Raw genomic sequence first — 11,946 nt, 5'->3', positions numbered from 1 at the left:
GAATCAGGAATCAAGAAAGCAAGGTTCAGAATCTATTTCCTGATTCTTATCCTCTTGATTCTTGACTCTTTCTTTCCTGACTCTCTTTTTATAAAAGCGTCGGGTTCAGTTCTGAATTGATCTCCTCACCAATCGGCACACCCATCAACCATTTTTCATGATCGTTTTTTTGCCGGAATAAGGTGGCTCCGATGGAGCCTGGGTATTCGTAGAATTTTTCTACAAACAGGTTGCTCCTCCGGAGCTTATTTGTTAACATGGTTCTTTATTAATCAACCTGAGCTCCATAGGAGCTACGTGTTTATAGAAAAATAACCAACCAATTTGGCTCTGTAGGAGCCTCCTTAAACTATTTTTGTTATTCGATAAAATCAAACAAAAATCTTTCTTCAAATGGAACTTCGAACCTATCTAATAGTGTTAAATATTCCTGTTTAAATGTTTTTCTTTGATGGTGAGCTTCCTGGTTCATTACATATTTAATTACTGCATCAATATGCGAATGAGAATAAGAGAATACCCCATATCCTTCTTGCCAGTTAAATTTTCCTCTTATCCAATTTTTACTATTTATGAACTCATTGCTTTCAACTTTAACTTCTTTTACAAAATCTGAGATTAAAATTGTTGGTTTAAAGCCTACAAATAAATGAATATGGTCAGGCATGCAATTTACAGCAAGCATTTTAGCCTTCCTGTTTTGCACAAGTGAGGTAGTATATTTATGTACTTCTTCTTTGTATTCTTTTGCTATCAAATTTTGCCTGCCTTTTACTGCAAAAACAAATTGAAGGTAGATTTGTGAAAATGTATTGGCCATCTTTTTAAATCTAAATTAACAAAAAAGATGATCCTTTTCTAAAGCAACTTCGGGTTCAGCTTTGAATTGATCTCCTCACCAATCGGCACACCCATCAGCCATTTTTCGTGATCGTTTTTTTGCCAGCTGTTTTTATAAGGTGTTACACGGGCGCCATCGGCAACATAAATAACAGTCATAACCTCGCGCATTTTATCAGAGTTATTGCCGTTGGCATGGTGCATTGTAAATCCCCTGTGCCAGGTAGCATCGCCGGCCTTCATAGTTTTTGCGCGGCTTATCTGAAATTCATTTTCATTAACATAATCGGCATAAGCACTCTCCGATTCGTCCGAGATCTCAAAATTAAATATAGAGCCTTTTGTATATGAACAGGATGCAAAGGTAAGCATGCCCATATCTACATCAATATCAACCAGTGGCATCCACATGGTTATGGTGTTAAAGGTATCAATAGGCCAGTAATACTGGTCCTGGTGCCAGGGGGTAGGGCCGCCCCCGGGTTCTTTAAACAAGGCCTGGTCATGGTACAGTCGTACATTTCTAACCCCCATCAGGTCGGCGGCTATTTTTGCCATGCGTTTTCCCAATACAAACCTCCTGGCGTCTTCATCACTTTGCCACAGGTTCATTATTTGTAAAAAAGCTTTGCCATAAGTATCACGGTCTTCCAGTTTGCGTTTTTCGGTATTGTACTTGTCCGCAGCGTTAACAATTACAGGGCGGTATATATCTATTTCATCTGCAGTAAGCACTCCTTTAAAAAGGGTATGCCCTTTTTCCTGGAACTCATCAATGTTACCCTGCGGGGTTTTTATAAAGTCATCCAGCGATGGCAAAGTCTGTTTACTCATAATTTAATTAGTTTATGCTCAAAGTAAATTATACTTCCACCAAAAAAAAATGTTTTAAATGGTGTAATTATGGATTATTTTATCCCTATATTTAACATAGTATAAAAAATTATTAAAATATACTATGATAAAGGCCTCGTATGAGATCTTGCAACCTGCAAATGGCCAATCGTTCCTGTTCCGCAAGTTCGATAGCTTTGGTTTTGATGCGCCTTATCATTTTCATGCTGAATATGAGCTTACCTATATTTTGGAGGGTGCCGGCAAACGCTACGTTGGCAGCCATATGCAAAATTTTGCCAGTGGTGATCTTGTGTTCATCGGCCCCAATCTCCCCCATTGCTGGAAGCTTGATCCCGATAGAAAAGCGCAGGCCCAGGCAAGCGCTATTGTGGTACAATTTGACGGCGCTTTTTTGGGCGATGATTTCTTTAATAAAAACGAATTGCAACATATCCAGCGTCTTTTTCAAAAGAGCGGGAGCGGTATAAGCTTTAATGGCGAGACACAAAAAGTTGTTAACCAAAGCCTGCTGGCATTAAACAGGGAAGAAAGTAGCTTTAGAAAGCTGGTAGGCCTGCTGGAAATATTACAGCGGCTGGCACAATCTGCCGAATATACTCAACTGGACCAAAACCAGGTAATTGCAGAACGCTCCCTTGCCGAACAGGAACGCATAAACCCGGTGTTTGCTTATCTGGTTGAAAATTTCAGGCAACCGGTTTCGCTGGATGTTGCAGCGGGTATTGCCAACATGACCACCAACGCCTTTTGCAAATACTTTAAAAAAATAACCCGCAAAACCTTTATGGAAACCATAATTGAGTACCGCCTTAATTATGCTTTACAACAGCTGGTACAAACAGATAAACCTATATCAGTAATTGCCTTTGAAAGCGGTTTTGGTGATGTTTCCCATTTTTACAAAATGTTTAAGGTGAAAATGCACCTCAGCCCGCTTAATTACCGCAAAAAGTTTATAAGCAGTTTTGATGAAGCAGATGATAATATGATGGCGTGAGGAATTAACTCGGGAAGTAAGAGTCAGGAAATAAGAGTCAAGAAAACAAGAGACAAGAGTCAAGAAAAACAGCAATCGTATAATCCTGCAATCTTTTAATCCTATGAATCTTAGTTCCAAACCTCAACGCCATAAGCAGGGATACTTACAGCTATTGAATTGCCGCTTATAACAGCTTTAGCTGTGCCAAACAGCACCTTTAAGCCGTTGTTATCTTCGTGAGTAATGTTTGCACTAACGGGTTTACCAGATAAATTTACGGCTACTATAACCTGTTTATTGCCATTGTATCGGATAAATGAGAAAACCTGGTCGTTATCATTTTGCAATGTTTTATAGGCTCCTGTTGATATAACCGGGTTTGCTTTGCGGAGGGCTATCATCTGCCGGTAAAAGTTCCAGAGCGAGTTTGGCTCATTCTGTTCTTCTTCGAGTGAGACGCCATCGTTTGGCTTATCATTATTGAAAGTATCCTTATGCGGGCCTGTTTGTTTGTACCAGTAAGCCATGCCTTTGCCCTGGTCTGTCTTATACCATTCAAAAGCCTCACGATCAGGGATCTCGTTTGCATCGGTAGCCCCAAAGGCTGCGCTGGTGCCGGTCATTCCTAACTCTTGGCCGTAATAAATTGAGGGGACACCGCCTATCAGCAGGTTTAGGGCGGCGCCTATCTTTAATTTATCTACATCTCCTTTTACCCCATAGCTAAACCTGGGGGTATCATGGTTCTCAATAAATACTATTTGTTGCTTATCCGCTGGCGTAGCCGTAAAAGTTGAGTCGGCATTTTCAGTCAGCATCTTTTTATTGAACGACCGGATGGCGTATGCCAGCCGGAATGCGAACACCCTGTCGACACCGCCATGCTGTAAATAATCCAAGCCTAATGATAGCCACTGGGCCTGCTCGGCTACTATATTTATCTTTGGATTTACCAGCCTTAGTTTGCTTAATAAAGGGTTCCAGAAGGTATCAAACAAATGCGGCATAATATGCTTGCCGTCCAGGTCATCCATCATATGGTCAAGCCTGAAGCCATCAACACCATCGTCAAAATTACCATCGCCATTAGGATCCATCCAGTATTTAAAAAGCTGGTAATTATACTCAAGCACTTTCGGACTGTTTAAATTAACGGTAGTTATTTTGCGGTAAACATCATCATAACCTTTTAATCCTTCAAGGTTGTATACAATGGTAGTTGGCTTTGCGTGTGCCTTATCGTCATAAATAATAAAATCGCTATAGGGCGAGTTCAGGTTATTCAGCCCGTCCTTCCACCATATGTGGTCATCAGTAACATACTGGGTCTCCATATCCATATAAAACTTCATGCCGCGATGGTGCAGGTCTTTTACAAGGCTTAAATAGTCGTTTAATGTGCCATACCTGGGGTCTATCTTCTTGAAATCGCTTGAGAAATAGTTATGATAGAAAACCGACTCGTATAAAGGGGTAAGTAATATAGCCGTAACCCCAAGCTTTTGCAGGTAATCCAGTTTTTGATGGATGCCGTTCAAATCGCCATGTAAATCGCCGTTGCTGTCATAAAAGCTTCGTTGAAAAATGTGATAAATGATCTCCTCACGGTTCCTGTTTTGTTTAGGCTTAAAAGCTATGCTATTGCTGATCGTTAAAATGCATAGCAACAGCGTAATTATTACTGCTTTAGGTTTCATCCGGGTGTTTAATTGGCAGGCTGAAAGTATACATCCTTTAAAGAAAAAACAATGCGGAATTTAGTATAATAATGGCAAATTTTATCATTAAAATATTGCAGCTATAGCCTGCAATTTATTGAAGTATGGCAATAATGAATAAGATTCGCCAGTAAATAAACAATTTGCACATCTTTTAACCGATTAATAATGGTTATTTTGTGCTATCCTTTCTATGCTGAAATTTATATGAAAAAGCTGCCGCAATGATTTCTTAACAAGTGTAGCGATTTGTTAAAACAATACGTTACCATTTTAAAATACAATTACCACACACTAAAAATAACACTTTCAATTACATTTAATGATCACATTCAGGATCAGACCGGAACTTGTTTTACCCATGCCCAGATTTAAGACTTTAGAAATATCAAATCCTTCGTTTGAAAGCAATAATCTCCGTTTTATAACCGTAAAAACTCCGAACCTTAAAGGCAGGGGCGATATTTGTGTTTATGTTCCGCCCGGTACTGTAAGTACTGATACTTTACCTGTAGTAATACTTTTACATGGCGTTTATGGCAGTGCATGGAGCTGGCCCTATAGTTCCGGCGTACATTTAAAAACCCAGGAACTTATTGAAAGTGGAGAGCTGCCCCCAATGATAATCGCAATGCCCTCAGACGGGATGTGGGGCGATGGTTCGGCTTTCCTGCCAATTGATGGGTATAATTTTGAAAAGTGGATAGCCGAGGATGTGCCTGATGCTTTGGCCGAATGCATAAAAGGCGTTAACAAGCATTCGCCGTTGTTTATTTCGGGTATGTCAATGGGGGGCTTTGGCGCATTGCGGATCGGGGCTAAATATGGCAATAAATTCAGAGCCATCTCAGGACACTCATCAATCACCAGCTTACCACAAATAAAATTCTTTGCCGCGGAATCGCTAAAACGATATGCGCAGGACAATATAAAAGACGAGGACGTGTTTGAAACCTTTTTACACTACCGTAAACAATTACCACCGGTACGTTTTGATTGTGGCACCAGCGACCTGCTAATAAATTATAACCGGAGCCTTCATAAAAAAATGGACAAAGAAGGCATGTTGCATTTGTATGAAGAACACCCCGGCGGCCACGAATGGACATACTGGGCCAGGCATATTACCCAGTCGCTAAAGTTTTTTGCCTCTTACCTGTAATCCGCTAATTAATTATCTTCTTTTAGGTGGTTTTTAGTGGAATATTATAAAAATACTCATAACTATCAATAAAAGTGAAAGGAGCAATAAGGTGGTTTTATAATCCTTTAATTTGGTTTTTTTGTAGGTTTTATTCATGGCCTTTAATTTTTTGCACACTTAAAAGTGGCGTAATATATTATTGCCTTGTTACAACAAAATATTAAATGCATTGTTTGACCAGATTGTGATTTTTTTGCTTAATAGTGTATGTTTTTTAACTGGGGAGGTGTCTGGCTGTTTTTTATCGGGGAAACTATTAAGCTACAATTACAAAGCGAGGAAAAAATAAATTATCATAAAATGGTAAGTTTTTTTAATTCAATAAAACATCACCTTACTTATTGCGTTAGTAGTGTAATATAAATGCATTCTCGCATTTATAATTGTGATAAGGTTTAGGTTGAAAGCCCCCAAGCAGCGAGTGCAAGGGGGTTTTCGTATTTGGAGGAAGTCCGAAAGTCCGGAAGATGCTATCCTGTAAATTTTTCGGGCTTTTATAAAATCATCAAACCTTTTTCTCTCAGTCTTTACTGGCTTTCCAGACTTTCCGACTAAAAAAACTATCTTTCGGACTTTCGGACTTTTCCGACTTTCGGACTACAAAAAACATGAGCGATCTTAAAAAGGAATTATACAACCAATGTCTTAGCTATGTGCAAATGCGTATGGATGCCGCCCAGCAGGCTATTAATGATGCCCAGAAAGCATCTACAGATGATACGAAGAGCAGTGCGGGTGATAAATACGAAACCGGGCGTGAAATGGCGCAGCAGGAAACCGACCGGAATATGATGCAGCTAAACGAAGCCAATAAATTAAAGGTAGCCTTGAATAAGATAAGCCCGGATGCGGTTACTGATAAAGCCGAGACTGGGAGCGTAGTTTTAACCGGCAGCGGTAATTTTTATATTGCCGTAAGTGCCGGAGTGTTAACTGTTAATAATGAACAGTTTTTTGCCATTTCACCGGCTTCGCCAATTGGTTTAAAGCTTTTGGGGCAAAAAAAGGGGGTTGAGTTTAAGTTGAACGACAAAATATATCACATAAAACAGGTTATTTAATAAATTTTTAAAATAACTTACGTGTATTTGTAAATAGTTGCAGTAAGTATAAAATATCTATTACTATATTTGATGTTAATAAAAAGATGGTAAGCAAAGTAGACTTGCCCGTAATAAATTAAATTTTGATGAACATATTCGTAGGAAGTCTTCCATTCTCATTAGAGGAAGCCGATTTAAGAGAGCTTTTCGAAGCCTATGGTGAAGTAAGCACCGTAAAATTAATTAGTGATAGAGAAACCGGCAGAAGCAAAGGTTTCGGCTTTGTAGAAATGTCAGACGATGAGGCCGCTCAAAAAGCGATCACCGGATTAAACGGCGCTGATGTTAAAGGCAGATCAATTGCGGTAAGCCAGGCAGAAGAAAAGAAACCGAACGATCGCAGAAGCGGTGGCGGCGGTGGTTATGGTGGCAATCGCGGTGGCGGTGGCGGCTATGGCGGCGGCGGTAACCGTGGCGGAAGCGGCGGTGGCGGCGGTTACTCAAGGGATAACAACCGTGGCGGTGGCGGCGGTGGTAGCCGTTGGTAATATAAAATATAAGTAAAGGACCTTAGCTACTTGGTGAGGTCCTTTACTCTCTATCACTACCTGTGTAAACAATTCTTATTTGCAGTGCTATTGGTCTGAAAGACCTTTCCCGGCTTGCCTTTGGTCTTAGTTTACTTTTTTTTGGAGAATAATTCCCGCTGATAATCATTCCTGATTACCGGAAAGCATTCCCTTTGCCTTTACTATATCGCATTATCGCAGGCTTTTGCCGTGTAATAATGTAGATAGTTCTTCTATTGTTTTGTCTTTTCTGCTGATTGGCTAAAAAAGGCGTCATTGCAATAATGCTCAACCAGCCTTGGTTTACATGCGGAAATGCCCGATGGATGAAATTATATCCATACTACAAAAACACTACTGAAATTTCATCTTTCCTGCACTTTGCTTGTGTATTTTAAAAAGATGCCCCCGCTTTTATAAATATAACAAAAACGATACATGAAAATCTGAACTATACCTCCTATATTTAAATCAGTATTTCTATTAACCTGATTAAACCCTTTACAATGCTTCAGCCGAAACGCCTCCTGTCTATTGATGTGCTCCGCGCCATCAATATGTTTTTCATGATATTTGTTAATGATCTGAGTGGTGTGAGCCATGTACCCAAATGGATTGATCATGTTAAAGGATCTGAAGACGGGATGCACTTTGCCGATACAATTTTTCCTTTATTCCTGTTTATAGCCGGCTTATCCATTCCTTTAGCCATAGGCAGGCGAATTGAAAAGGGTAATTCCTTCGTCTCAATAGCCGGTTATATCCTGTTACGGTCATTTGCGCTAATAGTAATGGGCTTTTTTCATGTTAATATGGAAGAATACAGCAAGCAAGCTTTTTTACCTTTACCTGTTTGGGAATTGCTGCTAACCATAAGTTTCTTTTTAATCTGGATGGATTATCCCGAAACGCTTGCTAAAACAAAACGATATGCCTTAATAGGTACCGGTATCGTAATTATTGCTGTCCTGGCATTTTTATACAAAGGTGTTGCCGAAGATGGAGGCACCCGCTGGCTTGAACCGTCATGGTGGGGCATTCTTGGCCTTATAGGCTGGGCGTACCTGGTTTGTTCAGGCATATACCTGCTGATAAAAGGCAACTTTACAGGATTGATTATTGCTCTTTTATTACTGGTTGCTGTAAATCTTATTGTTCATGGCAGGCCAGTTATTAATGGCGAAATGCTTCGCCTTAAGATCTGGGTAATTAAAGATGGCTCCTGTGCAGCTTTGATGATGTTTGGTGTGGTAGTATCGTTATTGTATTCAAAAATAATTGCGAAAGGAAGTTACAAGTGGTTATGGCCGGCATTTACAGTTTTAGGCGCCGCATTAATAGGACTGGGCTTTTTTGTAAGGCCATATACTCAGGGGATCTCAAAAATCCACTCAACACCTGCGTGGATCTTTTTATGCACTGGCATTGGCATAATAATGTTTGAGCTTATTATATTCCTGGTTGATGTTAAAGGCAAAGCAAACTGGTTTAAAATTATTAAACCGGCAGGCACAAGCACGTTAACCTGTTATCTGATACCATATTTATTAGTCGCTTTAATGTCGCTGGTGCATTTCAGGTATCCGGAATTTTTAGATGAAGGTACTGGCGGTATCATCCGCTCATTTGCCATATCATTTATCGTTATCCTTATAACTGGCGTACTTGAAAAACGAAGGATCAGGCTTAAAATATAAATCGCTTACTGTATACAATACCGAAACCAGGGGATAACTTATGATGATGAATAGGCGGGGTAATGCTTTGGGTGTATAATTCAGATCTTAAAGGATATTTGCCGGATGAGATAAGGCGGGGTACAAAATAGCCTTAAAACAAAAAAGAGGAAGCAAGCGCTTTCTCTTTTTGTAGTAACTGACCTCATTATTCATCATAAAGAACTAGTTGGTTAGACCGAAAATAATAATTACGCAAATATATATTCTATGGAATTAGCAGACTAATTTTTTTGCATTTATTTTCAAAAAAAATGCATTTATAGGGCAAAAAAATACTAACAAGGGGTGGTTTACTAACAATATCAGTATTGTTACGCCTTAATTGATGTTTTTGGCTCGTCAAATTATGATATTTATGCAGAAATAATCAATAATGCCCAAAAATGAGGTAAACCGGGTTTATATCGATGAAAACCCTTTATTTTTTATAATTTAATCATTAAAAATACCCGGATTTGAAGTTAAGATTTTTACTCATCTGCTGCTTATTTAGCTTGCATATTTTTGCTCAAAAAAGGAATAATAAATTCCGGTATCATATCCACCGGTTAACCTCCTCTGTTAAAATTGACGGCGATATGGACGACCCAGCATGGCAGGATGCCGAGGTTGCCAAAAACTTTTATATGGTTTTACCTATGGATACCAGCTTTGCAAAAGTGAAGACCGAGGTAAGGATGGCTTATGACGATAAAAACATCTATATTTTGGCTGTATGCTATAAAGTATTAGCCGGCCCCAGTATGGTTGAATCGTTAAAGCGCGATTTTGCTTTTCAAAAGAACGATAACTTCATTTTCTTTATGGATACCTATAATGATCAAACTAATGGTTACTCGTTTGGTTCAAATGCGGTAGGCGCTGAGTGGGATGGTACTATGTACGAGGGGGGAAAGGTTGATTTGAACTGGACAAACAAATGGGTTTCGGCAGTTAAGGATTATCCCGACAGGTATGTTTTTGAGGCTTCTATCCCTTTTAAATCTATCCGTTACAAAAAAGGAATCTCTGAATGGGGTATAAATTTTAGCCGCAATGATTTGAAAACTACCGAAAAATCAAGCTGGACCCCAGTTCCTCGCCAATTCCCTACGGCATCACTGGCTTATACAGGTACATTAGTATGGGATGTGCCACCGCCTGATCCGGGGCCTAATATTTCCATAATCCCATATGTTTTAACTGGGGTAACCAAGGACTATGCCGGGCACAAGAATGCCGCTTTACACCTTGAAGCAGGGGGGGATGCCAAAATAGCCATATCATCAGCACTGAACCTCGATCTTACAGTGCATCCCGATTTTTCGCAGGTTGATGCGGATAAGCAGGTAACCAATTTAAGCAGGTACGAGCTTTTTTACCCTGAAACACGCCAGTTTTTCTTAGAGAATGGCGATCAGTTCAACAACTTTGGGTACGCATCCATCAGGCCGTTTTTTTCAAGGCGGATAGGGTTAACATCGAATATAATAGGAGGTGCACGTTTAAGCGGCAAGCTTGATCAAAACTGGCGTATCGGGGTTATGGATATGCAAACCAACAGCAATGATGCAACGGGCGTCCCGGCTCAAAATTTTACAGTTATTGCCTTACAAAGGAAGGTATTTGCCCGTTCAAATATTGGGTTCCTGTTTGTAAATAAAGAATCATTTAACTACCCGCCAACAACCTCGGCAACCCCAACCGACTCGAAATACAACAGCAATTTTGGCCTTGAATTTAACCTGGCGTCTGCTGATAATTTATTTACAGGCAAGGCCCTTGTTTTAAAATCATTCAGTCCCGATAAAAGAGGGCACGACTTTACGCAGGCCGGTAACCTGCAGTTTGCTAATAAATATTGGAACGTTGGCGGCCAGTACGAGGTGGTTGGCACAAACTATAATGCAGGTGTGGGCTATGTGCCGCGGCAAGGCTATATTAAGCTCAACCCTTACATCGGGTACCTTTTTTTTCCTACGCATGGCGCTATTCTGAGCCACGGCCCGCAGCTTAATCTTACCGACTATTACGATGGATCATTTAATCCGACAGATAACCGGGCTTTCTTTTCGTATCAAATAACATTCAGGAACAAAAGCATTTTAACCGGCCTGGTGGAGCGCGATTACGTGAAGCTGCTGCAGCCTTACGACCCAACAAATTACACGGGTAGCTTTTTACCAGTAGGATTGCAAAGCACCTGGCACAATGCGGAACTATCGTACTTCTCAATCCCCCAAAGTCTCTTTACCTATGATTTTACGGTGGATTACGGGGGCTATTATGACAAAGGAAAAAAGATAAGTGTGGCAAATGATATTGGCTATCGTTTTCAGCCCTTTGTAAATATCCAGATGAACACCACCTATAATAATTTGCAGCTGCCACAACCATGGGGACAAAAAACATTCTGGCTGGTTGGGCCACGTGTTGATGTTACCATGACCAACAAATTTTTCCTGACCGGCTTTTTTCAATATAACGAGCAAGGCAAAAACATTAACATAAATACCCGCCTTCAATGGCGCTACCGCCCGGCATCAGATTTCTTTATTGTTTATACCGATAACTACCTGCCCCGTCCGTTCTTTGTTAAAAACAGGGGGCTTGTGTTTAAGTTTACCTATTGGTTGAACAATTAGTGATTAGAGGTTAGTTGATTAGAGATTAGGGGAGAAGATTTACGAAGTTTTTAAAACTTCGTAAATCTGTTGCAGATAAGAAAAACTAACCCACCCCCGGGCTGTGTCCTCACAGCACGCCGCTGACAGGTAAACGACCAATAAAGGTCTAATATTAACACTCCAACTCCCGAAGCTAACTAATCTCTGATCACCAGTCTCTAATCTCATTCCCCCTGACTGTGTCCCCACAGCACGCCGCTGACAGGTAAGCGACCAATAAATGTCTAATATTGACAACCCAACTCCGGAAGCTAACTAATCTCTGATCACCAGTCTCTAATCTCCCCCGTGCTGTGTCCCCACAGCACGCCGCTGACAGGTAGACGACCA

9 protein-coding genes are annotated in these 11,946 nt (G+C 40.3%); 6 read left to right on the top strand and 3 right to left on the bottom strand.

Going from position 1 to position 11,946, the window contains the following annotated elements:
• Nucleotides 1–358: 358 nt before the first annotated feature.
• Together tnpA and BUE31_RS15700 are read right to left on the bottom strand one after the other, a co-directional pair.
• Nucleotides 359–820 carry an IS200/IS605 family transposase gene (tnpA, locus tag BUE31_RS15705; RefSeq protein ID WP_073404742.1) on the bottom strand — a complete coding sequence of 154 codons (462 nt, stop codon included), beginning with the start codon at nt 818–820 and terminating at the stop codon, nt 359–361.
• Nucleotides 821–858: 38 nt separating this feature from the next.
• Nucleotides 859–1,674: a phytanoyl-CoA dioxygenase family protein gene (locus BUE31_RS15700; RefSeq protein WP_073404741.1), complete on the bottom strand. Its 816-nt coding sequence runs from the start codon at nt 1,672–1,674 to the stop codon at nt 859–861.
• A 124-nt stretch (nt 1,675–1,798) separates the two neighbouring features.
• Between BUE31_RS15700 and BUE31_RS15695 the strand changes: the two genes are divergently transcribed.
• On the top strand, nt 1,799–2,695 hold the full coding sequence (locus BUE31_RS15695; RefSeq protein WP_083619985.1) for an AraC family transcriptional regulator: 897 nt from the start codon (nt 1,799–1,801) through the stop codon (nt 2,693–2,695).
• 110 nt (nt 2,696–2,805) lie between these two features.
• Here the strand turns inward: BUE31_RS15695 and BUE31_RS15690 are convergent, their stop codons facing one another.
• The gene (locus tag BUE31_RS15690) at nt 2,806–4,374 is read right to left on the bottom strand and encodes an alpha-amylase family glycosyl hydrolase (RefSeq protein ID WP_073404740.1); all 1,569 of its coding nucleotides are present in this window, start codon (nt 4,372–4,374) and stop codon (nt 2,806–2,808) included.
• Between the two features lie 382 nt (nt 4,375–4,756).
• Here BUE31_RS15690 and BUE31_RS15685 point away from each other — a divergent pair, with 382 nt between their 5' ends.
• The 5 genes from BUE31_RS15685 (at nt 4,757) to BUE31_RS15665 (ending at nt 11,574) form a co-directional block, all read left to right on the top strand.
• On the top strand, nt 4,757–5,557 hold the full coding sequence (locus BUE31_RS15685) for an alpha/beta hydrolase (protein WP_073404739.1): 801 nt from the start codon (nt 4,757–4,759) through the stop codon (nt 5,555–5,557).
• Nucleotides 5,558–6,207: 650 nt separating this feature from the next.
• Nucleotides 6,208–6,660, top strand: coding sequence for a 3-oxoacyl-ACP synthase (locus tag BUE31_RS15680; RefSeq protein ID WP_073404738.1), 453 nt, complete (start codon nt 6,208–6,210; stop codon nt 6,658–6,660).
• Nucleotides 6,661–6,788: 128 nt separating this feature from the next.
• On the top strand, nt 6,789–7,190 hold the full coding sequence (locus tag BUE31_RS15675; protein WP_073404737.1) for an RNA recognition motif domain-containing protein: 402 nt from the start codon (nt 6,789–6,791) through the stop codon (nt 7,188–7,190).
• 527 nt (nt 7,191–7,717) lie between these two features.
• Complete coding sequence (locus BUE31_RS15670) at nt 7,718–8,908, top strand: DUF5009 domain-containing protein (protein WP_073404736.1); 1,191 nt, start codon at nt 7,718–7,720, stop codon at nt 8,906–8,908.
• A 620-nt stretch (nt 8,909–9,528) separates the two neighbouring features.
• On the top strand, nt 9,529–11,574 hold the full coding sequence (locus BUE31_RS15665; RefSeq protein WP_143167138.1) for a DUF5916 domain-containing protein: 2,046 nt from the start codon (nt 9,529–9,531) through the stop codon (nt 11,572–11,574).
• Nucleotides 11,575–11,946 lie beyond the last annotated feature (372 nt).

This window comes from Mucilaginibacter sp. OK098, assembly GCF_900142915.1.
Taxonomy (GTDB): Bacteria; Bacteroidota; Bacteroidia; order Sphingobacteriales; family Sphingobacteriaceae; genus Mucilaginibacter.
Note: the sequence above shows the minus strand (reverse complement) of the source record. Positions and strands in the feature narration are given on the sequence as shown.

Bases quoted from the DNA above. Each gene is read 5' to 3' on its own strand.
- tnpA (WP_073404742.1), bottom strand. From the start codon at position 820: ATGGCCAATACATTTTCACAAATCTACCTTCAATTTGTTTTTGCAGTA.
- BUE31_RS15675 (WP_073404737.1), top strand. From the start codon at position 6,789: ATGAACATATTCGTAGGAAGTCTTCCATTCTCATTAGAGGAAGCCGAT.
- BUE31_RS15690 (WP_073404740.1), bottom strand. From the start codon at position 4,374: ATGAAACCTAAAGCAGTAATAATTACGCTGTTGCTATGCATTTTAACG.
- BUE31_RS15680 (WP_073404738.1), top strand. From the start codon at position 6,208: ATGAGCGATCTTAAAAAGGAATTATACAACCAATGTCTTAGCTATGTG.
- BUE31_RS15695 (WP_083619985.1), top strand. From the start codon at position 1,799: ATGATAAAGGCCTCGTATGAGATCTTGCAACCTGCAAATGGCCAATCG.
- BUE31_RS15685 (WP_073404739.1), top strand. From the start codon at position 4,757: ATGCCCAGATTTAAGACTTTAGAAATATCAAATCCTTCGTTTGAAAGC.
- BUE31_RS15700 (WP_073404741.1), bottom strand. From the start codon at position 1,674: ATGAGTAAACAGACTTTGCCATCGCTGGATGACTTTATAAAAACCCCG.
- BUE31_RS15665 (WP_143167138.1), top strand. From the start codon at position 9,529: ATGGACGACCCAGCATGGCAGGATGCCGAGGTTGCCAAAAACTTTTAT.
- BUE31_RS15670 (WP_073404736.1), top strand. From the start codon at position 7,718: ATGCTTCAGCCGAAACGCCTCCTGTCTATTGATGTGCTCCGCGCCATC.